Here is a 24,734-nt window from a genome sequence, read left to right as displayed (position 1 = left end):
CAGAACGAACTTCAAACTGGATTAAGCCGAAGGCGCAATGTCAGCTGCAAGATGGAAGCTTCCCGCTCACCTATCACTAGCCTAAGACAAACCGGAAGAGGCTGTAAGGGGGTTGGTGCTTCAATTGCGATTGCTTGCAGGAAACTCTAATGCGTTAATCAGCCCATTCCTTTCGAACGAACTCTTCGATTCTCTTTGTCCGCGTCTGAACGGCTACCTCGTCCCACTCCATGTCTTTATCAGTTGCAGTACGAATCTCTTCACCAACAGCGCGAGTGGCTGCCAAGCCACAACCGCGGTAGGTTGATGACTTCTCAAGGGGCGATTTGTCCTGAAGCCTTGAATTGACCCGCGGTGGGAGCATTGTGAGATTGCCAAGATGGTGAACGTAGCTCACCTGACTACTCTGCGGCTGGATGTGTTCGATCGACCGAGAAGCCTCTTCAGCCCATATCTTGTTCCATTGAGTAGTATCGAAGGGCGTGCCCGCTTCGTCAGCTAGGTGTTCGTCGTACCGAAACAGAATATATCGCAACTCTTCTGTCCATTGGTTATAGCAATCGGACCAGTAATCGGGACCGAGAATCACTTCATTGATACTCCACCCATCCCCCAACTCTCGGAGGCGATCTTCGACCTCCTTCGCAGAAAGTGAGCCGGTGCCGATATCATATCCAAGGCGGACGTAGTCGCCAACTTTGTGGCGGGTATCTGCGCCACCCAGTCCGAATATCCGGAACGTGACCCTTTCCCACCGACCGAGCAAACGGTCCTGCGTCGATTTCTCGAACCCACCAAGGAGTATTGCGGTCGCAACAAACCTAGCGTGTCGGATGCGGGTTACAGCCCGCAGGCGGACGCTCCGGTCAAGGGTGTTAACGGCACGTACAACCTCGCGAAGGCTCTTGGCCGCACCAACGATCGTTTTTTGCGCAGCGCCTGCCACACGCGTTATTTCTGCAGCCGCATCCTGCTCGCTCAGGATACGGTTCGGGCGATCGACCAAGGCCAACGTTCCAGCGAAGCGCAACGCTTCGTCGCCAAGTTTGTCCTCTAATCCGAGGATACGATAGATGTCCTGCCACACAACCCGCATCTCGTGCACCGCTTCGGCGCGAGCATCGTCGGTAAGGTGCTCGAAAAGTAGAGCCATCAACTGGCTCTTAAGCTTGTCGATCCACTTAACGTCCAGCCCTCTACTATTCAGAACTTCGAAAACCCGATATACTGTCGTCTCATCGGCCAACTCATGGTAGATCATAGAGAGCTGGTGCCGGATGGTCGCGATTAGATCGATCGCCGTTCGCTCGTGCAGCCAAAGTTGAACGAAATCTTCGCATTCCCGGGCAGCGTCAACGATCCTTAAGTCAGCTGCGGTAGTCGCGTTATCTTCTCTAATCTTGCCGTCGCGGATGTAGTCGACGAAAACGTCGGACGCGTCATGGTTCGTTTGTAGCAGAACAAGGGAGTGATCGTCATTCTTGACGAGCAGGTTGCGAAGGTCGAGACGAACCTTCTCCTGCGCCTGATCCTTACTGAGCGCCTTCTCGATCGCCTTGATCAGAATGATCAGCGTGGTCAATCTCTGTTGACCATCGACGATCTCGACGGTCTTGAACGCGTCAGCCCCAATCAGGCGTTTGTCTAACGCCAAAGCGACGACCGTCGCCATGAAGTGTTCCCGACCAGATTCTTTCGCTGCAACAATGTCCCTGAAGAGATCGTCCCGCTGCCGAGGACCCCAAGCGTAGGCCCGCTGATAGTCAGGAATACGAAAGAGCCGTCCCCCGAGTAGTTCGTTGACTGTCAGGTGTGTTGGACTTAGCTGCATGACAATTCCCTAGTTTTCAGTAGCGAGCGCTTCACTCAGGCAGCTTGCAACTGACTGCGCAGCTAACCACGTCGCGAATGTAGTTCATCTCAAACGAGGCCTCGTAGTCAATCGTCCTTCACAGGCTTGTTCCTATCGAAGAACGCGGCTGCCTGGGACATAATCGTGGAAGTACTTCTGGGGAGGCAGCTTTCCGCCATCTAGGCCCCAGAAACTGACGGTCTTTTTCGGCCCACATCAGCCAGAAGCGCTTTATCTGATCCTCACCCATCCCCCGCATTCGCCAGCACGCTCAGCGCACTGGCTGGCGCCGATCTGAGAACCGCGTCGCGGATATCCGAGGGGCAGTCGACGAGGTCCGAGAAATCGACGACGCCGCGATCAAGCCGTGAGGCGAGGCGCTTGAGGACCGGACGGCCGGCGCCGGCAACGACGAGGGGCGCATCGTCCGTGATTTCCTCCCGCGACAGGACCTTCAGCGCCGCATCGTGGATGGCGCGGACCTGAGCCTCCGCAAAGGCGTGAGCGAGCCATTCCCAGGCGCCATCCCGCGCATCGGCCGTATCCATGCCGATCATCCGCGCGATGCGCCTGCGCGAACCTTCGAGGCTCTTGTCGCCGCCATCGGCCGCCTCGTGCTGGTCGTCCTCCTCATCGAGATTGCCGATGACGCGCTGGACATCCGCCATGGTGGCGAAGAACTCGTTCATGACGGGAATCGTGCGGCCGACGAAGGGAACCTCGCGGGCGACCGCCATCAGCGCCGTGCGCGTATAGCCCTGATAGACGAGTTCGCCGGAGGCGAGGCGATCGCGATCCGTATGGCCCTTTGAGGCGTGGACGATGCCATCGGCGATGGGCACGAGATCGGTCGTCGTCGAGCCCATGTCCATGAAGAGGGCTTCCTCTATGTGCTTGGCCGCAAGGGAAGCGGTGGCGTGCCAGTTGGCCGACGCGATATCGAAGACGTTGGAGCGGGCATCGCCGAGGGAGAGGAAGCCTGCCGCCCCACCATAAAGCCGGATATCGCCCGAGAGGCGCTCGCCCATGACGCGGGCGATGCGCTCCACGCCCTGACGGCGGGAGGGGAAGACATCCGCGACCTCGGCCGTCATGGTGATGGCGTGGCGATCGACGAGGCCGGCCTCCTCCTCGATGAGGTCGACGGCGGATTGAAGGCTCTCGAAATCCTTCCAGATCGGCGTTACCTTCTGCCAGACCTTGATCACCCGGTCGTCCTCGGCGAGGGCGGCTTTCAGGTGCGCGCCGCCGATATCCCAACCCAATGCCCGTGCCATGTCATGCCCCGATCGCGATTCGAACTGACGCGCGTCATAGCATTGTGTGCGGCGAATGACAGGGGAGTGAACTGAAGATGCAGCTGATCCTGGTGCTGGACGTGATGAACGGCGCGATCGTGCGCGGGCAAGGCGGCAAGCGCGAGAGCTATCGGCCCATCGCAACGCCGCTGGCAAAGGGCGCGGCGCCGGTGGCCGTGGCGCGCGGGCTTATCCGCGCGACGGGGGCGGCGGTGGTCTATGTCGCCGATCTCGACGCGATCATGGGAGGCGAGGCGCAGGTTGGGGTGCTGATGGCGCTGACGGCGGCGCTGCCGGACGTGCGGTTCTGGGTGGATGCGGGGTTTCGCACGATCGGCGAGGCAGAGGCGCTCACGGCGGCGGTGGGGGACGCGCGGATCGTGCCCGTGTTCGGGACGGAGACGCTGGACAAGACGGAGGCGGATCAGCTGGCTCGGATCGAGAGGCCGGCGGTGCTCTCGCTCGATTTCGGCGCGGAGGGCTATCGCGGCTCGCGGCGCATTCTGGAGGATGCGGCCCGTTGGCCGGACGATGTGATCGTGATGTCGCTGACGGCGGTCGGCTCGGACGGCGGGCCAGATTTTGCGCGTCTGGAGGAGATCGCCCGGCGGGCCGACGGGCGCCGGGTGCATGCGGCGGGGGGCGTTCGCGGCGAAACGGATCTCGATGCGCTTGCCGCCATGGGCGTTGCAGGCGCGCTGGTCGCCAGCGCGATCCATGACGGGCGGATCGCGCGGCGGGGATAGGATATCCCGGGGGAGGGGCGCCGAGAGGCTGCCGGCCAAAGAAAAAGGAGCCTTTCGGCCCCTTTTCCTTCGATGTGTTGCGACCGCGAGAGCGGTGCCCGGTTATTGAAAACCGAATTTGGCGGCCAATCGCCGGAGAAGTCCACCGGACATCGCCGATTCTTCCTCTCCCCCGGGATGGTCTCTTGTCTAAGCGCCGGCGAACGGATGCTCGGCGGAACCCTTCTTGGAGACGACTTCCTGTGCGGTCGGCGTACCCTTCACGGCGCGCTCGATGGACTCCATCGTGGCCTGGTAGTTGTAGTCGCGGATCTTCGCGTCGTCTTCGGCTTCCCAGTGGATGAAGACACCGACGCAGATGTAGAGATCGTCGGCTTCATCGGCCGGGATGATGCCCTTTTCGACTGAATCGGCAACGGCGCGCGCGACGGCGGTCTGGGCCGGGCCGAACATCTGGACGGCCTGCTTGGCGCCCTTGATGGTGACCTTGTTGAACATCACCGTGTTGGGCTTGCAGGGCAGGTTCGGCGCGACGACCGCGAGAAGCGTCGTGAAACCGTCCTTGTTGTTCGTCAGCGAGTGGCAGAACGCCGACTCGGCAGCCGAACCGCGGGGGCCGATGATGAGATCGATGTGTGCAACTTCGTTGCCTTCACCGACGAGCGACTCGCCGACCATGACCTTGTTGATGGTTGCCATGAGCAATTCCTCCTGTTGTGCGGTCCTGCCGGTTATCTCCCGGCCGACCCTCAATATGTCTGTTCCCGGGATGTGAGATAGCCTTAAAGCCTGCCACAACAAGCCGTATCGGCCATTTCCTCCCGGCCGATGGACTGCGCGGAGCAATCCATCCTCACGGCTACCCTTGTTGGCGGCATCCCTTAATCGAGACCGGTTAGCCGGATAGCGCCGTTGTCACATGGACCACGACGGGGCGCAGTCAATCATCGCGCGGGACGTTCCGCAAGGGATGGGGAAAAAAAGCGGTGCGCGCGAGGTCGAGGGCGAAGAGTGTCGCGACGGTAAGATCGGCGGACGTGCCGGGATTGAGGCCCTCCGACTTCAGTTCGGCATCGAGGCGAAGAGCATTCGCCGCAACCTCGTCAGGGTCGGCAGTCGGGGTAATGGCCGCCGCGAGCCGGGCGAATCGCAAACGCACGGATTCGGCGCGCTCGGGCCCGAATTTGCGGCCGATATGGGAGTCGGCGAAGCGGGTCGTGTAGGCGAGATAAATCGCGAAGGCGGGGCCGAGAGCCGGATGGTCGATGATCGACGCGGGCGCTGCGTCCGGCGCCGCGAGCCCCGTACGAAAGATATCCGAATAGCCGGTCGCGTATTGATGGGCGATCAGGTCCCTGTCGGCGGAAAGCCGCATCGCTTCGATGAGTGAGATCCTCGGCGCGTGGCGCACATCGTGTGCGCCGGCCTCACCAAGTCCGCCGGGCGAGGCATGGGCGATGGCGGCAAAAACGTCTGCCGCGTCGTCCTCCGAGAAAGCGGTAAGGGTTCGGCGGAGGGCATCCTCGAGAGCGCCTGGGCCGGACGCTTCCATGGTCTCGAAGGTGCGGGCAAGGGGCGCGGCGAGGAGGACAATGCCGAGATTGGCGTTGCATCCGGCCGCGGCGAAGCTCGCGCGGGTCGCCTCCAGAACCCGGCGGCCGACGCTTAGGGCCGGATCGGCGATGATCGGGGCGGCAGCGAGTGCGGCGCGTTCGAAGGTTTCGGCATCCATGTCATGGCCGGGGGCGTGGATGTGGACATTGCCGGGCTTGATGGCGGCAAGCTCCGCCCGGCATGCCCTGAGGAAGGCTGCTTCGATGGTTCGACGTGGTTCGACGGCGCTCATACGGCGCGCGGCAGAACGAGATCCGCGCCCGGCCGCTTGGTCGAAGCATCCTCCAGGCGCGAGAGAAGGTCTTCGGCGCGAATGCGGGCGATGTCGAGCGGCACGACGCGGGACAGGCCGGTCCAGGCCGGCATGGAATTCACTTCGATGAGCTGGATCGCGCCGTCAGCGTCCCGCAGGAGGTCGACGCCGCAGAAATCGGCTTCGACCGCCTTGGCCGCTGAAATGGCGAGGGCGTTCATCGCCTCGTCCAGCTCCATGGGAAGCGCGACCGCGCCCTGTTTGATATTGGTGATCCAGTTCGCCGCCTCCCGGCGCATGCCGGCGATGGCCTTGCCGTTCGAGACGAGAATGCGGAAGTCGGTCCAGCGTTCGCCAACGGCTTTCCCCGCGAATTCCTGAAGGTAGTAGACGCCGCCGGCGATCTCCTCTGGCGGGGGCAGGTCGGCAGGCGCGCGGATCAGCTTGAGGCCTTTGCCCTGGCTGCCAAAAAGCGGCTTCAGCACGAGCGGCCCGGACGTCTTCTCGATCGCATCGAGGGCCTGATCGCGCTTCTCGAAGCAGTAAGAGCGCGGGCTCGGAAGGCCTGCCGCCTTCAGGCGAAAGCTCGTCGCCGCCTTGTCGACGCAGAACTCGATCGCGCGGCCCGAGTTCGAGACGGGAATGCCGACGCCCTCGAGGGCGTGAAGAATGCCGAGGCGGCGCGTCACGCCCTCGAAACTGCCGCCGTCCATCGTGCGCACGCAGATGGCGTCCGGCAGGTCGCTCTCGTATCCCGGGATCGAAAAGCCCGAGGGCGAGCCCGTGTCGAAACCGATGTCGGCGAGTTTGGCGAATGAGGCGCTCGCCCCGCAGGCCTCGAACGCGGCCTTCATCTGCCGCGCGTGGCGGTCGATAGCGGCGGTGACGACGAGGATGCGGGGTGCGGGCATGGATGGTCCGGTCTTCAAGGACAGAGTCTTACGCAACCGAAAGACGTGCGGTGGTCATTCGCTCAAGGACCATCGCAGTTCGTCCGTCATGCGACGACGGCACAAGATGAATGGAAGCCGCCGGATCGTCAAACCGCCGGAGGCTCGGGGGTCGATCCGGGTTGTGGGCGGATCGGCCCGAACCAGGCGATATCTCTGGTGACAAAATGCTGCAACACCTGCCGCGATGTTCATTTAGGGACTCGTTCAAACGGTGTGTTACGCTAATATGTGATTGAAATGCCTGCCTCATACCCGTTTTGAGAACGGTTCGATTCATAAATCAAACCTGTATGGAGGGTCTGTTTTCATGCCAAATTCGCGGCAGCCGCTGCAATCGACTTCAGCCGCGCAGGCGCCGCTCAAGAACCTTCGGCAGGGCGATGGCCAGCTGTTCGAGACCGAACGCCGTCTGAACGCAGTGCTGAACAATGCATCGGTCGCCATCTTCCTGATGGATGACCGCCAGCATTGCATCTACATGAACCGTGCCGCCGAACAGCTGACAGGCTGGACCCTCTCCGAAGTCCTGGAACGCGACTGCCCGCTGCACGACATCGTTCACCACACCTATCCGAACGGCGAGCCGTTTCCGCTGCATGAGTGTGCGATCGATCGCGCGTTTCCCGAAAACAATCAGGAGCGTGGTGAAGAGGTCTTCATTCATCGTGATGGCCACTTCTTCCCGGTCGGTTTCACAGCGAGCCCGATCCGGGACGACGAGTCCAACATCATCGGCACGATCATCGAGGTTCGCGACATCACCGAAGAGAAAGCGGCAGCCGAGCGGCAACGCCTGCTGATCAACGAACTGAACCACCGGGTGAAGAATACCCTGGCGACGGTTCAGTCGATCGCCGCACAAACCTTTCGCGCAGAGGCCACGGACCCCGCCATTCGCGCGGTGTTCGATTCCCGCCTGAGCGCTTTGTCTGTCGCCCATAACGTGCTGGTGGATGACAATTGGGAAAGCGCCAGCCTGAAAAGCGTCGTCGAAAGAGCTGTTTCCCCGCATCTCTCAGTGGAATCGGATGATCAGCGCTTCAAGCTCGAGGGGCCCGATTCGCGCCTGCATTCCAAGGTCGCGGTGACGCTTGCGATGGCGCTGCACGAATTGACGACGAACGCGGCGAAATACGGCGCCCTGACGGTGCCGGAGGGCCAGGTTCTCGTCCAGTGGTCGCTCGCAGCACTCGAGGACGGGCGCGAGCAACTCGATCTTTATTGGGAAGAACGGAACGGCCCCACCGTTGAACCGCCCGCCCGCAAGGGCTTTGGTTCCCGCTTGATCGAGCGCCAGTTGCCCATGGAGTTCGCCGGCAGCGCGGAGTTGCGATACCTGCCCTCCGGTGTCGTCTGCCGCGTCCAGATTCCGCTGACACCGCTCGGTTGGCACGGGCAAGCCAAGGTGACCGAGGCGCTTCAGCGATGAGTATGCTGGAGGGGCGCAGGGTCCTGCTCGTCGAGGATGAAAGCCTCATCGCCATGATGGCCGAGGATATCCTGTTCGATCTCGGCTGCGAGGTCGTTCTGGCGATGCGCCTCGATCAGGCCCTGACTTTCGTCCAAAAGGAAACCTTCGATTTCGCAGTGCTCGACATCAATCTTGGCGATACGCGAAGCTATCCCGTCGCCGATCTGTTGCTGGAGAACGGGACGCCTTTCATTTTCGCAACCGGATACGGCCTGAAAGGGCTGGACCCGAACTATGGATCGATACCGGTCATCCAGAAACCTTATATCGAGGCGGATATGGCGGACATGCTCCGTCGGAAACTGACCGGCAATTCGACGTTTGTCGAACTGCACCGGGAATAGATCGCGATGGTATTTCCCGGAAACGAACGCCACGCGTGCAGCATTTCCTGGTTCCGCAAGACATGGACGGAAAACGGGGCTCGCTGTTTCCTTACCCTGCCGTAGCACTTCATTCGTCCGGCACAGGCTCATACCGCCGGACAAATGAATTGACCTGAAGGTCAATTGTCGTCCGACGATTGGCTCTGGCGCCGCTCGGGCTCCCGGCCACCTTATGAAACCGTTGGTTTCAAAGGCCCCTCGGTATCAGACGCCGACGGGGCTGCCTGCGGACATCCGAACGCGATGCTTTCAAATGTCCGCCGGTATCCGTCCGACGACCGTGTCGAAAGTGATGCTTCGAAGGGACCGTCGGTCTGCGTAAGATGGGTCTCTAACCCTTAATCGAACGAGGCATCCACCAGCTTCGGATCGATGGCACCGCCCCGGAAGGTTTCGCCGGAATCAAGCGCGACCACCTGCACCTCGGCCGGCGAGAACAGCATCGGATCGATCTTGTAGAAGTCGCCTTCGTATTCCTTGAAAATCTCCGCGAAGGGCTTGCCGTAGTCGGCCGCCGTCGAGCTCGGGAGCTTTTCGGCGAGGTCCTTCGCCTCGTCTGCCGGGCCGGTGACGTAGAGAAGGATGCGCCCACCATAGATCACCGCGTCGTTGGTGCGGCCCATGGCGGTGATGAAATCGGGATGGGGCGGGGCGAGCGGGGCGGTGCCGATACCCTCGACGATGCGCGAGAGATCGAACTTCAACTCGTGCGCCTTGTGGAGGGCGACCTCGACCACGCGGCCGACGATCTGGATCGCGCCAGCGAGCGAAGTGGTCGGTGTGATCGCGAAGGTGAGCTTGTCCGGCGCGACGCCGCAATCCTTGGCGATCTGGCGCACCAGTTCTTCAGGCGGCGCGGTGTCGGTCTCGAGCACGAGAACGGCCTCGTCGGCGCTGTCGGAATAGGCGATGTCCTCGAAGATGTGCTCCTTGCCGGCCATGGCGCGGCCGGGACCCGAGCCCATGGAGAAGTAGGCGTTCTCGCCCTCGCCATGGGTCAGCTGCCAGCCGGCATACTGGCTGCCGAGGCAGGCGATGACGGGCTGGGAGGTGGAGACTGTGAGGGTGAAGGGCCAGCGATCGAGATAGGAGCCGACATCGAGCCGCACCTGACCGAGGCCGCCAAGGCAGACTTCCGTCAGAAGCCGTCCGGCCTCGAAGGAGCCGGGCACAGTTGAGCCCGCATCAATGATGGTTTCGCCGGCAGCGCCCGTCGTCACCTTCACGCGCAGCTCGCCGGCATTGTCCTTCAGGGTCTGGATCAGCGGCAGGACGCCCCGATTGACCGAGATATTCGCCTGTTTCGTCGTCATGTGTTCCTCCCGATCAGTCGCGATCGTCCGTCGATGCGTCGGACTTGGACTGTGTTTGTAGGTTACTGGGTCGCGTAGGCCAACCGAGGTGGTTCTCGGCCATCGCCGGCTGCGCCCTGGCTTTGGTCATGTGATTGGCCGGACGCGCGAAGCTCAGTGACGCGCCTCTCGAAGAGCGTCGTCGCCTCACCCTCGCTCTTGGCCTCGGCATAGATCGTCGCGATCGGCTCACCTGCCTCGAAGCTGTGGGGCAGGGTGGTGCGGTCCCGCGTCCAGTCCGGCCAGGAGAAGCCTTCGCCAAGGTGAAGCGGCGCATCGGCCCAGGCAAGACCCGAGGCGCGACAGGCGTGCTGATAGGGCGACAGATCCGCCGGCAGGCTGCCGTTGCAGGCCTCGATATGGAGCTTCAGCAGCGGCGCGTCGGGCTGGTCGAACACATCCACCGTCGCGCCGAAGCGGGCGTTGATCTCGAGGCAATAGACGAACTCGCCAGCCACAATGAAATCGGCGCTGAGAAGTCCGGTCAGCGCCGTGCCTGCCTCATGGGCCGAACGGACGATGCGGCGCAGGTCCTCGCGCATGGTTCGGGCGACGGAGGCTGGTGGATCGAGCGGGCCGACGGCGCCGCCATAGCGGAAGGGCTCGTCCGGTGTGGGGTCGACCCATTGGCGCGAAAAGCCGAGGGACCGGATGTCGCCGCGTGACGCCAGCGCTGCGAGCGAGTAGCGGGTGCCGCGCATGAAACGCTGGGCGTAACGCCGGCCGGTTCCGCCAACGGGGCGCTGCGCATTGGACCACTGGACATGGGTGCCGCCGCAGCCGCCGACCTGTTTCGAAATCCATCCCTCTTCTTCCGGCGGGGCGTAAAGGGCGATTTCGGGAAAGAGAACGCCCGCCCGGTCGCAGACCTCAGCGAACCAGAGCGGGTCCTTCAGCCGGGCCGAGGCCGTCGCGCCCGTGCCGAGCACCGGCCAGCGCTTTCCGATTTCGGTGAGAAGATGCGGGCGATCCTCGAAGCCCGCGCCGTAAACGAAGCCGATTGGCTTCTCGCCCTCGGCCAGCCGGTCGAGGGCGGACAGTAGATCCTCGTCGGTGAAGCCGTCCGGGTAATGGCCGGTCACGAGTTCGGCGCGTTTCGCCGCCGCCTTCAGATCGAGATCGGCGAAGAAGTCGACCGCCAGCGCATCATAGCCCGAAAGGCGTGCGCTCTCGGCGATCTGGCGCGCGGAAAACGCCGCGCACAGGATCGTCTGACGCTCGCCAGCGGTTTCCATTTCGCTCAAACCGGATCAGCCCTCGTTGACGAGCTTGCGGGCAAGATCGAAGGCGTGGCGGAAATCCAGAACCTGGCCTTCTTCCGACTCGATCATCTGGCGAAGCAGGCCGTATTCCGTCTTCGACTTGAAGACGCCAGTCGCGAGCGCCCCGATGCCGAGCGCCTCGGTTCCCTCGATCTTCACCGTATCGTCCATCACGTCGATGCCTTCGAGGCCGACGGGCGGAACGGCGTTGACGTCGGCTGCGACGAGAAGCTTCTCAGCCTTCTTCAACTGGTCGTGGCTGAGAACCTGAATGCCGGCCTTGGCCGCCGAGAGAATGACCTCGACATCGGAGATGATCGCCGAGTTTTTCTCGTCGGAGGAGCCGTCGACCGGCTCGACCTCGACGCCGAAGCGCTCCTTCATCTCGTCGGCGCGCTTCTTGACGCGGTCGACGCCGCTATAGCCGACGATGCGGACCTTCGCGCCTTCCGAAGCGGCGATGACGGCGGCGCAATAGCCAACGACGCCGGTCGCGCCGAAGACGGCGATGGTGGTGTCCTTGAGGTCGACGCCCTTCTCCTCCTTCAGGGCCTTCTCCACTTTTGCGACCATGGCCGCTGCAGTGGTGAAGGAGCCGGCCGGATCGGCCATGATGTTGCAGGTAAAGGGCGGCACGAGCGCGCCCTTGGCGGCATCGATCATGTCGAGAGCGAGAACCGCGTCGTCACCACCGAAGAAGATCGCCGAGTTCACACCGTGATCGGGCGGGCGCGAAAAGATGACGTCCTGCACGAGGTCGCTCACCTCGTCGATCCCGACGCTTTCATAGGGCGTGACGGAATCGTAACCGGCATCGAGCGCCTGGTTCACGTCGAAGGGGCTCACGTGCTTCTGCGGCGTGATCATGTGCAGGATGTTCTTTGGCATGTCCGGTATCCGTTCGCTTCTATGGTGTCGGCGCCCTTGCTGCCGCTGCTACTAGCACTGATCGGGGGATGCGGCGAAGCGCCCGATCGGGTAGAAAACGCCCGTCGCGCTCTCAACGCATCGAAAGTTTCGCAAGGGACAGGCGCTTGCGGATCTCCTGCCGAATGGAATCGACGACCGCGCCCTGATTGCGGCCTTTGGCAATCCTGATCGTGAGGCCTTCGATATCGCGTGTCGCGCGCGCTGTCTCGACGATGTCGAGCGCTTCGGCTTCGCTCGGCGCAAAGGCGAAACCGGTCGGCCCCCATGAGCTCTGGCCGATGCCATGGGCGCCATTCGCGGCGAGCTGTGCCATCATCTCGGCAACGCGGGAGCTCGTGAAGACACCGCCCTGGGCGGGCGCGAAATGGGAGCCGACGATCTCCTGAATCCGCGTCAGACCACGGCCGAAGGTTGCGATGTCGCGCTCGACGAGCCCCGGAAGGACGTTCATGAGCGTCAGGGCGGAGACCTCGCCTGCGTCTTCGGCCGAAAAGTCAGGCAGGCTTGCGAAGGCTTCGAGTTCGGCGGCTCCGTGGATGCCGGAAAGATCGTCCTGGAAGACGAGGATGATGCGCCAGTCTTCTGGGAAATCGAAATGGGCAACGAGCGGCGGCGGTGCATCGCTCGCCCCCTTGCCGCCGTCGACCGCGAGCCCGCCCCGGGTGACGAAGGCGGCGCCAAGGCCTGAACGCTGGCCGCGGCCCAGAACCGCCGCATCGCCCGCGACATCGAGCGGAATGTCTTCGAGGGTGCGCAGGGCGGTCGCGAGGGCGAGGGCGAGCTGGGTGCCCGAGCCGAGGCCGGAATGGCCGGGTATGACGCTTTCGATCTCGACGCGGTGGTTGGTTGTCAGACCGAGATGAGAGTGCAGGGTTTCGAGATAGCCGCGAGCGCGATCGGCGTCCGGGCCGATGACCGCCGTGGCCCGGTCCCGCCTGATCGAAAGCGAGGTCGCCGGAGCATCGATCGCAAGGCCGATGCCGCCAAAACGGCGCCCGAAATTTGCCCCTGGATCAAGGAAACCCAGATGGAGGCGAGCGGGGGCGGAAACGTGGACGACGTGGTCTGGCAAAATCGATCCTGTCTTCATGACGCGCCCCGCCTATTATCGAGTGCTAGACCGATCGGACAAGGGAGAAACCAATGGCTGCCAAGACCTATTCCGACGCTGACGTCGAAGAACGTCTGAAGACCGAGCTGCCGACCTGGCGTCTCGAAGACGGCTGGATCCGCCGCACCTACAAGACGCAAGGCTGGAAAGGCACCTTGATGGTGATCAATGCCGTCGGCCATCTGGCCGAGGCCGCGTTTCACCATCCCGATATCACGGCGTCCTATGCCTGGGTCGAGGTTCGGCTGATGAATCACGCCGCCAAGGGCATCACCGATTCGGACTTCGCCCTCGCCAAGATGATCGAACAGGTGATCATGTGGCAGCCGGGCAAGGAAGACGGACCGCTTCAGGGCACGCCGGACGATCCGCGCTTTGCCTATATCAAATACGAAAAATCCAGCTGACAGACGCCATCGAGCGCACGCTACGGACGAGCTTATTTTCGCTTGACGGAATTTCCTGCGAGCGGACGGCTTGCCGTGGCGGGCGGACGTGATAGTTCCCGTGACGGGCACAGAAAGTGATTGAGACGTGACGACTGCATGGGTCGAAGGCCAGCCGGTTTCGTCCGGCGAGGCGATCCGCGAAGCGGTGAAGCTGTTGTCTACGAGCCGGTTGCCGCTGGTGACGGGCCGGTTCGACGACATATCTGCCCTGCGCGAGGCCGCGCGTGTCGCGGGTGCGTGCGGCGGCGTTCTGGACCATCAGGATCTGGACAAGGTCGCGCCGCTTATCGAGGCGCTGCGCGACAACGGCATCATCCGCGTTTCTCCCGGGGAGATGCGACGGCGGGCCGACCGGGTTCTGGTGATCGGCGCCGATCCGTTCGCGGGCAGCGAGACGGTCTTCGAGCAGATTTTCTCGGTGGAGCCCGATCTTGGCGCAAGGACGAAGGGCGAGCCGCGCGAAATCGTGCTGCTTGGGCCAAACGCGCCGGGACGCTTTTCTGAAGCCAGGGGCAACGTGCGCACGATCGCCTGTCCGTCGGACGACCTGGGCGATGCCGTCGGCATCCTGCGGGCGGCGCTCGGTGGAAAGCCGTTCAATGACGGGCCTTTCGAGGAAGGGGCCGCGCGGGCGCTTGCGGGCTGGCTGAAGGATGCGGGCTTCGCTGCGATCGCCTTCGCTGCCGGTGACCTGGACGCCATCGCGATCGAGAGCGTGGCCGGGCTGGTCGCCGATCTCAACAGCGAAACGCGGGCCTCCGCTCTACCGCTCACGGCTGGAAGCGCCTATGGCGCGGCCGAGGGCGCGCTCTGGACGTCGGGCTTTCCGCTGCGCACCGCGTTCGGCCGTGTCGATCCCGAACACGACATGACACTGAACGAGGGGTTTCGGCTCGTAAGCTCCGGTGAGAGCGATGGGCGGCTTGTCCTCGTCTACGACGACAGCGCTTTCGATGCGGCGGATGTGCCGACGGTTCTGCTGAGCCCGGCCGACGAGCCTACCGGCAAGGGCGCCAAGGTCGTCTTCAAGATCGGGCGACCGGGGATCGACCACGGGATGGTCCATCACGAGCCGCGCTTCGGCAGTTTCGTCTCGAAGCCCGCCGAACATTCGGGGATGGCGACGAACGCTGCCGACATTCTCTCCGCGATCGCCGATCAGCTCGGCAAAACGCATCCATCAAACGACGAGGTCCGCGCATGACCGATATGCGGCGGGACGGAAAGGCAATCCCATGCTGACGTGCCTCAAAGGCGGCCATGTGGTCGATCCCGCGAACGGCATCGACGAGGTTCGGGACATGTTCATCGAAGCCGGCAAGATCGTCGATGCGCCGTCCGAGAGCGGCTCTGCGGATGAAACCGTCGACTGCTCCGGCATGGTGGTGATGGCGGGCGCGATCGACATCCACTCCCATATCGCCGGCGGTCATGTGAACACGGCCCGGCTTCTTCTGCCTGAATGGCACCGCGCGTTTTCCGCGCGGCCGGGCGAGACGGCGCTTTCCAAGGTGGGCTGGACCACCGAGGAAACGGGCCTTCGCTATGCCGAAATGGGCTTTACCACTGTGGTCGAACCCGCCATGGGGCCGCAGGCCGCGCTCCACGCCCATCTGGAGCTGGCCGATATTCCGATCATCGACAAGGCGACGCTGGTCGTCCTCGGCAATGACGACATGCTGATGTCGATGATCCGCGACGGCGAAAGCGACGAGGCGATCGCCGACTATGTTTCGTGGACGGTGGATGCCTCCAAGGCGCTCGGCGTCAAATGCATCAATGCAGGCGGTTCGGCGGCCTTCAAGGAGAATGTCCGCTCCTACGCCTTCGACGCGGAGGTGCCCGATTATGGCGTCTCCTCGAAGCAGATCGTGAAGACGCTGCAGAAGGCCGTGGCGGATGTCGGTATCCCCCATCCGCTGCATGTCCATTGCAACAATCTCGGCGTGCCCGGCGCTTCGGCCGAAGCGGCGGAGGCAACGATCCGGGCTTCGGAGGGCATGCCGCTCCATCTCGCCCACATCCAGTTCTACGGCTATGGCACAGAGGGCAAGCGCGGCTTTTCCTCCAAGGGGCAGGAGCTTGCCCGGCTGATCAACGAAAGCAGCGATGTCACCGTCGATATCGGACAGGTAATGTTCGGCCAGACGGTGACGATCTCGTCCGACGAACTGCGCCAGTTCGCCGGCCGCGCTCAGGCGAGCCCCGGCAAGACGATCATCATGGATCAGGAGGCCAATGGCGGCGGCGTCGTGCCGATGAACTACAAGGAAAAGAGCTTCTTCAACGCCCTTCAATGGGCGATTGGACTGGAGCTGTTCCTTCTCATCGAGGACCCGTCCCGCGTCTTCTTCACAACCGATCATCCGAACGGTGCGCCGTTCACCACCTATCCCGACATCTTCGCCCTGCTCATGGATCGAAACGTGCGTGAAACATGGATCGAGGCGCTGCCCAAAGGCGTGAAAAAGTGGACCTCGCTCCCCGAGATCGATCGCGAATACACGCTGGGCGAAATTGCGACCATGACCCGTGCGGCACCCGCCAAACTCCTCGGCACGAAGGATCGCGGCCATCTCGGCAGCGGTGCGACCGCCGATATCTCGGTCTACCGCCGGGATGACGACAAGGCGAAGATGTTCGGCGCGGCAGCCTATCTCTTCAAGGATGGCGTGAAGGTGGTCGAGAACGGCGCGGTGATCGCGAAGCCTTATGGCAAGGCGCTGACCCTGAAGACCCATTCGGACGCTAAGATGAGTTCGCGGCTCGATCGCTATTTCGACGAGGCCTACGGGCTTCAGTCGCGCTGGTTCAAGGTGGAAGGCAGCGCGCTGCGCCGTGAGACGCCATTCCGGGAGGTCCCATGCCTGTGATTGACCTTGCCGCGACGATCAACGGCGTCAGGATCGACGACGATTTCGCCGAAGCCTTTCCGATGAGCGGAACGGCGATCCAGATCACCGCGATCAGCGAGAAGTGGGCGCTGGAGGCGGCGACCAAGATGACGGGGTTTGCCACATCGGTCATCGCCTGCGGCTGCGAGGGCGGCATCGAACGGGTGCTTTCGCCGGACGAGACGCGCGATGGCCGGCCGGGCGTGCGCGTGCTCTTCTTCGGCTTCGATCCCGGCGGGCTTGAAAAGCAGGTGACGACACGGCTCGGCCAGTGCATCCTGACTTGCCCGACGACGGCCTGTTATGCCGATTACGATTCCGAAACGACGATCGAACTTGGCTCTGCGATCCGCTATTTTTCCGATGGCTTTCAGGTCTCGAAGAAATTTGCGGATAAGCACTTCTGGCGCATGCCGGTGATGGAAGGCGAGTTCCTCTGCGAGGCGAAGACCGGCTACACGTCCGACGGCGTCGGCGGTGGCAATCTCCTCATCATGGCGGGCGATGTCAGGGGGGCTCTCGCGGCCTCCGAGGCAGCGGTCGAGGCGATGAAGGCGGTGCCGGACGTCATCATGCCCTTTCCGGGCGGGATCGTGCGGTCGGGCTCAAAGCTTGGCGGCAAATACGAGGGCATGATGGCCTCGTCCAACGATGCCTACTGTCCAACCCTGAAAGGCGCCACCCAGTCGAAGCTCGACGACGATATCGGCTCGGTGCTGGAGATCGTGATCGACGGCCTTTCGGCCGAGGCGGTGTCGGAAGCGATGCGCGCCGGCATCAAGGCGATCTGCGATCTCGGCCCCGATGAAGGCGCGCTTCGCATCGGCGCCGGCAATTACGGCGGCGGTCTCGGACCCCATCACTTCTCCCTGAAGGAGCTTCTGCCATGAGCGCGCTCACCTTTCGCTTGAAGGGCGAACCGGACGAGCGGATCGATTGCTCCTCGCTCGTGCCGGATCGTCTGAAGAGCATCGGCCTCGCCGAAATCGGGAAACTGCCGGTCGGCACCACGAAGCGGGCGCTTCTTGCGGGAGATGTCTTCGATATCTCGGGCGACGATGCCGCCGATATCCGCTTTGAGGGGGGCTCTTCCCGTCTCGACCGGATCGGGCAGACGATGTCCGAAGGCGTGATCCGGGTCTCCGGCGATGCCGGGTTTCGCGTCGGCCGAGCCATGAGCGGCGGCGATCTTCACGTCGAGGGATCGGTGGGCGACCTTTGCGGCTCGGGGCTTGAAGGCGGCCGCATCCGCGTGAAAGGCGATTGCGGTGCAAGGCTCGGCGGGCCCGATGCAGGCGAGATGAAGGGCATGTCCGGCGGTACGATCCGCATCGCGGGCACGGCCGGTGAACGGGCTGCCGACCGCATGCGCCGGGGCACGATTCTGATCGACGGCGATTGCGGCAAGGAAGCCGCGAGCCGGATGATTGCCGGCACCCTGATCGTCGCGGGGCGTACGGAAGGCGCGCCCGGTCGGCTGATGAAGCGCGGCACGCTGCTTCTCATGGGAGGCGCTGAGCGCTTCGCACCGACATTCATCGATGCGGGCGTTCACGATCTTCTCTTCCTCAAACTGATGGCGGACGGACTCAAATCGACATTCGGGGATATCCCGTTCGATGGAACGCCGATGCGCAAGATCAGCGGTGATACGGCGGTCCTGGGCTTAGGTGAGGTGTATCTGCCGGCTTGATCGCGTGGCGGACATTTGAAGGCAATGCTTCCGGTGTCCGTCGGCGGGCTGCGGTGCGGCTTTGCCTGCCGATATGAAACGAAGGCTTTACCCTAACCGATGAGCACGATGATCGCTAAGGTTTGAGCGATCATCGTTCGTTAGTCTTCTTTCCGATAAGGGTCGGGGAGAAGACGAGGCGCCATATGAATTTCGAAGTTTTGGGTGATCAAGGTGCAAGGCCGTCTGCAAGTGTCCGTCTGTCGGACCTGCTCGGCGCACTATCCTATGCGCTCGATCTCACGGAGGGTCAGCCCGCCGGTCACTGCATCCGCGCGACCTATATCGCCCACCATATCGGAAAGCGTATCGGCCTGCCGGATCTGCAGCTCTGGGAGCTGTACTATACGGTGATGCTGAAGGACCTTGGCTGTTCATCGAACGCTGCGCGGATCTGCGAACTCTATCTGTCCGACGACATCGGCTTCAAACATGATTTCAAGACGCTCGGCACGTCCCTGCCGAAAGTGCTGGCGTTCGTCGTCTCCCATACGGGACGCAAGTCGCCCCTCGGCGAACGGCTGAAGGCGATCCTGAATATCCTGCAGAATGGCGGCGAGATCGTCGACGAGATGATCGAGACGCGCTGCCATCGCGGCGCGGAGATCGCGGCGGCTTTGCGGTTTCCGAAAGCCGTCAGCGAAGGCATCCATGCGCTCGACGAACACTGGAACGGGGAAGGGCGGCCCGATCGCCGCGCCGGGCCCGCGATCCCGCTCTATGCCCGGATCGCGCTTCTGGCGCAGGTCGCCGACGTCTTTCACTCCGCCGCAGGTCCAAAGGCCGCGCTCGCCGAGATCGAGGCCCGTGCCGGCAATTGGTTTGATCCCCATCTGGCGATGGTGTTCGCCGAAGTCGCCTCCGAGCCGGGTTTCTGGGACGCATTCGCACAGACAGATTTCGCCGATCGTGTTGCCGGGATGGAGCCGCCCGGTAACCTCATTCGTGTCGACGAGGACTATCTCGACGAAATCGCACAGGCTTTCGCGCAGGTGATCGACTCCAAGAGCCCCTTTACATCCGGTCATTCGGAACGCGTCGCAGTCTATGCCGAGATGACGGCGCGCAAGCTCGGTCACTCCGATGCCGACTGTCGCTGGCTGAAGCGGGCAGCTCTTCTTCATGATATCGGTAAACTTGGCGTGTCGAACGCGATCCTCGACAAGAACGGCAAACTGGACGACGCGGAATGGGTGGCGATGCGCTCCCATGCCGACCTTTCCGAAAAGATCCTCTCCCGCGTCCCGATCTTTTCCGAGATGGCGCTGATCGGCGGCGCCCATCACGAAAAGCTGGATGGGCGGGGTTATCCGCGCGGGCTGAAGGAAAATGAGATCGACGAGCGCACGCGGATCGTCTCGGTTGCCGACGTCTTCGACGCGCTGACGGCGGATCGCCCCTATCGCAAGGCGATGCCGCTCGAAAAGGCTCTGTCGATCATGCGGTCCGAAGTCGGCACTTCGTTCGACGGGCGTTGTCTTGCGGCACTGGAAGATGCGATCGCTGAGGCTGAAATCGGATTGGCCCGTGCCGCCTGAGGCGCCAAAGCGAGATTTTGGCGGGACGGCGTGGCGGCAAGACGGTCGCGGCGCCGGTTCGGGACATCGCCCAGGCTTGCGTGAGAATCCCTCCGGATTTTCCGGGTAGGGCTGAAACCATCCAGCGAAACGCATCGTAGCTGGTTTTACAGACCGGATGGGACGGGACGCTGGCGCCGCGGGTCGCGATTGCTTGACCTGCGGCGTCATGACCTTCTCCATGGGCTTGCGATGACGCGCCGTTGCGTCACAAGATTTGGCTGGGCACCGGGAATGGCAGGTCGATGGTCTTCGACTTGCCGCGACAACTCGTTTCTGGGAGGAAAGTCGAGCGATGATGGTCGATCTGATCCTGACTGTCTGCATGGTGACCAATCCGGACTCATGCCGCGAAGAACGCCTGAGCTTTCAGGCGCGACAGTCGCTTGCGCAATGCGTGATGCTGTCAGCACCCTATGTCGCCCAATGGGCCGGCGACCATCCGAACTGGAAGGTCAAGCGGTGGGAATGCGGCTGGCCGGACGAACGCGAGCAGAAGATCTGAACCTCTCGCAGGAAGACGTGGCTTTCGAGATGCGACCTGAAAACGGGTCCTGCGACCTTTTCGCGCTGGCGTGAACGGATCGGGAACGTTATCTCATGTCCCATGGCCAAGATCTCCCTGCGCGACAAGCTCGCGATTCTGTCCGATGCCGCGAAATATGACGCGTCCTGCGCGTCGTCCGGTGCGCAGTCGCGCAACTCGGTGAAGACCGGCGGCATCGGCTCCACGGAAGGCAACGGCATCTGCCATGCCTACGCGCCGGACGGGCGGTGTATTTCGCTGCTCAAGATCCTGATGACGAATTTCTGCATCTATGACTGCGCCTATTGCGTCAATCGGTCCTCGTCGAATGTGCAGAGGGCGCGGTTCTCCGTTGAGGAAGTCGTCGACCTGACGATGAACTTCTACAAGCGCAATTACATCGAGGGGCTGTTTCTCTCGTCCGGCATCGTGCGGAATTCCGACTACACCATGGAGGAGATGGTGCGGATTGCCCGCAAATTGCGGCTGGAGGAGAATTTCGCCGGCTATATCCATCTGAAGACGATCCCCGACGCAGCGCCAAAGCTGATCGAGGAAGCGGGGCTTTTCGCCGACCGGCTCTCGATCAATATCGAACTGCCGACGGACGTGGCGCTCGGGGCGTTCGCGCCGGAAAAGAACCCGCGCGACATCCGCCGCTCCATGGCCCATCTCCGCGAGAAGATCGAGGAGCACAAGGGCGAAAAGAAGGATCGGAAGAAGCCGCAGAGATTCTCCGCCAGCGGGCAGTCGACCCAGATGATCGTCGGTGCAGATGGTGCGGATGACGACGCCATTCTGGGACGTTCGGAGAACCTTTACGGCAATTACCGGCTGAAGCGCGTCTACTATTCCGCCTTTTCTCCCATTCCGGATTCCTCGGCCAAGCTGCCGCTGATGAAGCCGCCGCTGATGCGCGAGCACCGGCTCTATCAGGCCGACTGGCTGATGCGATTTTACGGTTTCGATCGTGGCGAGATCGTATCCGGCGGAGAGGCGGGGATGCTTGATCTTTCCATCGATCCCAAACTCGCCTGGGCCCTGAAGAACCGCGGCCGATTTCCCGTGGACGTAAACCGGGCCGACCGCGAAATGCTTTTGCGGGTGCCGGGCTTTGGAACGCGGGCGGTGAAGCGCATCCTTTCGACGCGTCAATTCCGGACGCTGAGGCTGGACGACGTGGCGAAGCTTTGCCAGTCGCTCGACAAGGTGCGCCCGTTCATCATCGCGGCCGACTGGTCGCCGGGCGGGTTGACGGACAGCCACGGCCTTCGCGACCGTTTTCTTCCGAAGGTAAAGAAGCAGGCGGCCCAGCTCGAGCTCTTCTGAGATCGCGGTTTTGCCGGCTCTCTCTTTCGGATCGGACCGGTCCGCGTTTATACCGGGCCTGCCCGCAAGGAGAGACGACGCTGTCATGACGATCGAGACGCCAGGACGAGCGCGACCGGATTACGGCGGAGACCGATTATCGGGTCAATCTGAAGGCGGAACTGGAGGTGCGTGAAGCGCGCGAGATGCTGGACCAGCTGCTTGCCGATCAACGCTCGGTGCTGGACGAGGTGCGCGCCGAGGTCGAAAAGCTTCGCGGCCTCGAAAGGAGACCGTCGTGAACAGCGAGATGGCGAGCGCACTGGCCGGCCGCCTCGTGGAGGATGGCCACGAACTCGAGTGCCGTGTCTATTTCGAGGATACGGACTTTTCCGGGGTCGTTTATCACGCCCGCTATCTGCACTTCCTGGAAAGGGGGCGGTCGGATTTCCTTCGGCTCAAGGGGATCGGTCACCGCGAACTTTTGTCCGGCTCGTTCGGAGAGCCGATGGCCTTTGCGGTTCGCAAGATGGAGATCGAATTCCTGCGCCCGGCGCGGATCGACGACGTGCTTCTGGTCTCGACGCGAACCCGGCAGCTTGGCGGTGCGCGTGTGTTGCTGGATCAGACGATCTCGCGTGATGGCGAGGTGCTGATCGAGGCGAATGTAAAGGTCGCGGTCATTTCGCCGGACGGAAAGCCCATGCGCATGCCCAAACGCGTGCTGGAGGTGCTGGCGCCAGACCCTGAATAGGGCTTGTCAAGGGTGCTTGTGAGAAAACGGTGAGCCAGCGGTGGATTTGCAGCGGGGAATCGCGCAGTATCGGTGGATAGTAAACGAATTGTGAAAATTTTCAGAAATAAAACCAAATAATTTCAATAGTTTAATTCAGAGTTTACACAAGAAGGTTATCCACCACTAAATTTCAGGATAGGAGCAAGTTCGAGGTCAGGTTATTCCTTACTCACAGGTTAACGCGGCGGGGGCCGAAGGGGAAAAGACCATGATCGTGATCGTAGACAACCGTGAACTTGTCACCGAAGGCTATCAGTCTCTCTTTGCACGCGAGGGCGTGTCTGCAGCTGGATTCAGCGCGGAAGAATTCCAGGACTGGATCTCGACGGCTCCTGAGGCTGACCTGTCCGCAGTCGAGGGCTTCCTGCTCGGTGACTTCGAGGAGCGCGCATCCTCGACCCGCACGATCCGCTCGCGTTCGAAGGCTCCGATGATCGCATTGTCCGAGAGCCGCAATCTCGACTCCACGCTCGATCTCTTCGCCTCCGGCATCGACGATGTTGTCGCCAAGCCTGTCCATGTAAAGGAAATTCTCGCCCGGGTCGGCGCCATCCGCCGCCGCGAGTCTTCCGAAGCCGCCAAGACCGTCACCGGCGAGATCGCCATCTATCAAGACGGCCGCGACGCGGAAGTCGCCGGCAAGCCGCTGGCCCTGCCGCGCCGCGAGCGCCGCATTCTGGAATATCTGGTTGCCAACAAGGGTCGCCGCGTTTCCAAGCAGCAGCTGTTTTCCGCGATCTACGGCATCTTCGACGAGAACGTGGAAGAGAACGTGATCGAGAGCCACATCTCCAAGCTGCGCAAGAAGCTGAAGATGCGCCTCGGCTACGATCCGGTCTCCTCCAAGCGCTATCTCGGCTACGGCATCGGCGTCGAATAAGCCTTCAGTTTCCTGTCTGCCTCACACGAAAAAGGCCGCCCGCGATCAGATCGCAGGCGGCCTTTTTCGTCGTCGTCTGGTTATCTTACGGCGTTTCGGGACAGGACGGGAGCGCGATTCTGTTTGCCGCCAGAAGTTAGCTGAGGGCTGTCAAGCGGGACTGTGAAGAAGGCGTATTTTCCGGTGGATCTGGAGTGGAGAATCGCGCGGTATCGGTGGAAAATGAACGAAACGTAAAAATTCTAATAAATTAAGTTCAATATATTCAATGACTTAGTTCGAAGCTGGTGCGAACACGTTATCCACCACTAAATTTCAGGATAGGAGCAAGTTCGAGGTCAGGTTATTCCTTACTCACAGGTTAACGCGGCGGGGGCCGAAGGGGAAAAGACCATGATCGTGATCGTAGACAACCGTGAACTTGTCACCGAAGGCTATCAGTCTCTCTTTGCACGCGAGGGCGTGTCTGCAGCTGGATTCAGCGCGGAAGAATTCCAGGACTGGATCTCGACGGCTCCTGAGGCTGACCTGTCCGCAGTCGAGGGCTTCCTGCTCGGTGACTTCGAGGAGCGCGCATCCTCGACCCGCACGATCCGCTCGCGTTCGAAGGCTCCGATGATCGCATTGTCCGAGAGCCGCAATCTCGACTCCACGCTCGATCTCTTCGCCTCCGGCATCGACGATGTTGTCGCCAAGCCTGTCCATGTAAAGGAAATTCTCGCCCGGGTCGGCGCCATCCGCCGCCGCGAGTCTTCCGAAGCCGCCAAGACCGTCACCGGCGAGATCGCCATCTATCAGGACGGCCGCGACGCGGAAGTCGCCGGCAAGCCGCTGGCCCTGCCGCGCCGCGAGCGCCGCATTCTGGAATATCTGGTTGCGAACAAGGGTCGCCGCGTTTCCAAGCAGCAGCTGTTTTCCGCAATCTACGGCATCTTCGACGAGAACGTCGAAGAGAACGTGATCGAGAGCCACATCTCCAAGCTGCGCAAGAAGCTGAAGATGCGCCTCGGCTACGACCCGGTCTCCTCCAAGCGCTATCTCGGCTACGGCATCGGCGTCGAATAAGCCTTCAGTTTCCTGTCTGCCTCACACGAAAAAAGCCGCCCGCGATCAGATCGCGGGCGGCTTTTTTCGTATGCCTACGGCGAGGCTTTCTTTGGCGAAAGGCTCGTGCGAAATCCGTCCGATCTCTTCGAGATTACGGGCTTCGAAGACGCTGCTCCGCCGCCCGGCCCGCCGACGAGTTTGCCCATCGCTGCTGCCAAACCTCAGTCGCAATAAGAGCTTGGATCGCTCCGGCTTATCCGACCACCGCCGACAACTCTCAGGCCAGCACAAGCTTCA

23 protein-coding genes are annotated in these 24,734 nt (G+C 62.2%); 14 read left to right on the top strand and 9 right to left on the bottom strand.

The window, feature by feature from the left end:
• Positions 1 to 154: 154 nt before the first annotated feature.
• Positions 155 to 1,831: a DUF262 domain-containing protein gene (locus ABDX79_RS05465; protein WP_346219241.1), complete on the bottom strand. Its 1,677-nt coding sequence runs from the start codon at positions 1,829 to 1,831 to the stop codon at positions 155 to 157.
• 263 nt (positions 1,832 to 2,094) lie between these two features.
• Positions 2,095 to 3,129 carry a hydantoinase/oxoprolinase family protein gene (locus tag ABDX79_RS05460; RefSeq protein ID WP_346219240.1) on the bottom strand — a complete coding sequence of 345 codons (1,035 nt, stop codon included), beginning with the start codon at positions 3,127 to 3,129 and terminating at the stop codon, positions 2,095 to 2,097.
• 77 nt (positions 3,130 to 3,206) lie between these two features.
• Here ABDX79_RS05460 and ABDX79_RS05455 point away from each other — a divergent pair, with 77 nt between their 5' ends.
• The gene (locus ABDX79_RS05455; protein WP_346219239.1) at positions 3,207 to 3,896 is read left to right on the top strand and encodes a HisA/HisF-related TIM barrel protein; all 690 of its coding nucleotides are present in this window, start codon (positions 3,207 to 3,209) and stop codon (positions 3,894 to 3,896) included.
• Between the two features lie 189 nt (positions 3,897 to 4,085).
• Here ABDX79_RS05455 and fae read toward each other — a convergent pair whose 3' ends face one another.
• From fae to ABDX79_RS05440, 3 genes are all read right to left on the bottom strand, one after another.
• Positions 4,086 to 4,595: a formaldehyde-activating enzyme gene (fae, locus tag ABDX79_RS05450; RefSeq protein WP_346219238.1), complete on the bottom strand. Its 510-nt coding sequence runs from the start codon at positions 4,593 to 4,595 to the stop codon at positions 4,086 to 4,088.
• Positions 4,596 to 4,836: 241 nt separating this feature from the next.
• Positions 4,837 to 5,742, bottom strand: a complete 906-nt coding sequence (locus tag ABDX79_RS05445) for a triphosphoribosyl-dephospho-CoA synthase (protein ID WP_346219237.1) — start codon at positions 5,740 to 5,742, stop codon at positions 4,837 to 4,839.
• Positions 5,739 to 6,674, bottom strand: coding sequence for a RimK family alpha-L-glutamate ligase (locus ABDX79_RS05440; RefSeq protein ID WP_346219236.1), 936 nt, complete (start codon positions 6,672 to 6,674; stop codon positions 5,739 to 5,741). The genes ABDX79_RS05445 and ABDX79_RS05440 overlap by 4 nt, the downstream gene beginning before the upstream one ends.
• Before the next feature lie 349 nt (positions 6,675 to 7,023).
• Between ABDX79_RS05440 and ABDX79_RS05435 the strand changes: the two genes are divergently transcribed.
• Together ABDX79_RS05435 and ABDX79_RS05430 are read left to right on the top strand one after the other, a co-directional pair.
• The gene (locus ABDX79_RS05435) at positions 7,024 to 8,145 is read left to right on the top strand and encodes a sensor histidine kinase (RefSeq protein WP_346219235.1); all 1,122 of its coding nucleotides are present in this window, start codon (positions 7,024 to 7,026) and stop codon (positions 8,143 to 8,145) included.
• Positions 8,142 to 8,531, top strand: a complete 390-nt coding sequence (locus ABDX79_RS05430) for a response regulator (protein ID WP_346219234.1) — start codon at positions 8,142 to 8,144, stop codon at positions 8,529 to 8,531. Before ABDX79_RS05435 ends, ABDX79_RS05430 begins: the two co-directional genes overlap by 4 nt.
• A 380-nt stretch (positions 8,532 to 8,911) precedes the next feature.
• On the opposite strand, the gene mch is transcribed toward ABDX79_RS05430, so the two are convergent.
• The 4 genes from mch to ABDX79_RS05410 all read right to left on the bottom strand — a co-directional run bounded on the left by mch (position 8,912) and on the right by ABDX79_RS05410 (position 13,207).
• A complete protein-coding gene (mch, locus tag ABDX79_RS05425; protein ID WP_346219233.1) occupies positions 8,912 to 9,886 on the bottom strand; it encodes a methenyltetrahydromethanopterin cyclohydrolase in 975 nt (324 codons plus the stop codon).
• Positions 9,887 to 9,948: 62 nt separating this feature from the next.
• A complete protein-coding gene (locus tag ABDX79_RS05420) occupies positions 9,949 to 11,160 on the bottom strand; it encodes an ATP-grasp domain-containing protein (RefSeq protein WP_346219292.1) in 1,212 nt (403 codons plus the stop codon).
• Positions 11,161 to 11,175: 15 nt separating this feature from the next.
• Positions 11,176 to 12,075: an NAD(P)-dependent methylenetetrahydromethanopterin dehydrogenase gene (locus ABDX79_RS05415; protein WP_346219232.1), complete on the bottom strand. Its 900-nt coding sequence runs from the start codon at positions 12,073 to 12,075 to the stop codon at positions 11,176 to 11,178.
• Between the two features lie 112 nt (positions 12,076 to 12,187).
• A complete protein-coding gene (locus tag ABDX79_RS05410) occupies positions 12,188 to 13,207 on the bottom strand; it encodes a beta-ribofuranosylaminobenzene 5'-phosphate synthase family protein (protein ID WP_346219231.1) in 1,020 nt (339 codons plus the stop codon).
• 53 nt (positions 13,208 to 13,260) lie between these two features.
• Between ABDX79_RS05410 and ABDX79_RS05405 the strand changes: the two genes are divergently transcribed.
• The 11 genes from ABDX79_RS05405 to ABDX79_RS05355 all read left to right on the top strand — a co-directional run bounded on the left by ABDX79_RS05405 (position 13,261) and on the right by ABDX79_RS05355 (position 24,455).
• Positions 13,261 to 13,635, top strand: a complete 375-nt coding sequence (locus ABDX79_RS05405; protein WP_346219230.1) for a 4a-hydroxytetrahydrobiopterin dehydratase — start codon at positions 13,261 to 13,263, stop codon at positions 13,633 to 13,635.
• 127 nt (positions 13,636 to 13,762) lie between these two features.
• Positions 13,763 to 14,881 (top strand): hypothetical protein, encoded by a 1,119-nt coding sequence (locus ABDX79_RS05400; protein WP_346219229.1) that lies wholly within the window; start codon positions 13,763 to 13,765, stop codon positions 14,879 to 14,881.
• A gap of 31 nt (positions 14,882 to 14,912) precedes the next feature.
• Positions 14,913 to 16,550: a formylmethanofuran dehydrogenase subunit A gene (locus ABDX79_RS05395; RefSeq protein WP_346219228.1), complete on the top strand. Its 1,638-nt coding sequence runs from the start codon at positions 14,913 to 14,915 to the stop codon at positions 16,548 to 16,550.
• Positions 16,541 to 17,461, top strand: a complete 921-nt coding sequence (fhcD, locus tag ABDX79_RS05390) for a formylmethanofuran--tetrahydromethanopterin N-formyltransferase (RefSeq protein ID WP_346219227.1) — start codon at positions 16,541 to 16,543, stop codon at positions 17,459 to 17,461. Before ABDX79_RS05395 ends, fhcD begins: the two co-directional genes overlap by 10 nt.
• Positions 17,458 to 18,264: a formylmethanofuran dehydrogenase subunit C gene (locus ABDX79_RS05385; RefSeq protein WP_346219226.1), complete on the top strand. Its 807-nt coding sequence runs from the start codon at positions 17,458 to 17,460 to the stop codon at positions 18,262 to 18,264. Before fhcD ends, ABDX79_RS05385 begins: the two co-directional genes overlap by 4 nt.
• Before the next feature lie 185 nt (positions 18,265 to 18,449).
• On the top strand, positions 18,450 to 19,841 hold the full coding sequence (locus ABDX79_RS05380; protein WP_346219225.1) for an HD-GYP domain-containing protein: 1,392 nt from the start codon (positions 18,450 to 18,452) through the stop codon (positions 19,839 to 19,841).
• Positions 19,842 to 20,175: 334 nt separating this feature from the next.
• Complete coding sequence (locus ABDX79_RS05375; RefSeq protein WP_346219224.1) at positions 20,176 to 20,385, top strand: hypothetical protein; 210 nt, start codon at positions 20,176 to 20,178, stop codon at positions 20,383 to 20,385.
• A 102-nt stretch (positions 20,386 to 20,487) separates the two neighbouring features.
• A complete protein-coding gene (locus tag ABDX79_RS05370; protein WP_346219223.1) occupies positions 20,488 to 21,735 on the top strand; it encodes a putative DNA modification/repair radical SAM protein in 1,248 nt (415 codons plus the stop codon).
• A 289-nt stretch (positions 21,736 to 22,024) separates the two neighbouring features.
• Positions 22,025 to 22,468, top strand: coding sequence for a tol-pal system-associated acyl-CoA thioesterase (gene ybgC / locus ABDX79_RS05365; RefSeq protein ID WP_346219291.1), 444 nt, complete (start codon positions 22,025 to 22,027; stop codon positions 22,466 to 22,468).
• A 250-nt stretch (positions 22,469 to 22,718) separates the two neighbouring features.
• Positions 22,719 to 23,390 carry a response regulator transcription factor gene (locus ABDX79_RS05360; protein ID WP_346219222.1) on the top strand — a complete coding sequence of 224 codons (672 nt, stop codon included), beginning with the start codon at positions 22,719 to 22,721 and terminating at the stop codon, positions 23,388 to 23,390.
• Positions 23,391 to 23,783: 393 nt separating this feature from the next.
• Positions 23,784 to 24,455 (top strand): response regulator transcription factor, encoded by a 672-nt coding sequence (locus ABDX79_RS05355; RefSeq protein WP_346219222.1) that lies wholly within the window; start codon positions 23,784 to 23,786, stop codon positions 24,453 to 24,455.
• Positions 24,456 to 24,734 lie beyond the last annotated feature (279 nt).

The organism is Fulvimarina fulva (genome assembly GCF_039652615.1).
Lineage (GTDB): Bacteria > Pseudomonadota > Alphaproteobacteria > Rhizobiales > Rhizobiaceae > Fulvimarina.
The sequence above is the reverse complement of the archived record's forward strand: the minus strand, read 5'-3'. Positions and strand labels throughout refer to the sequence as shown.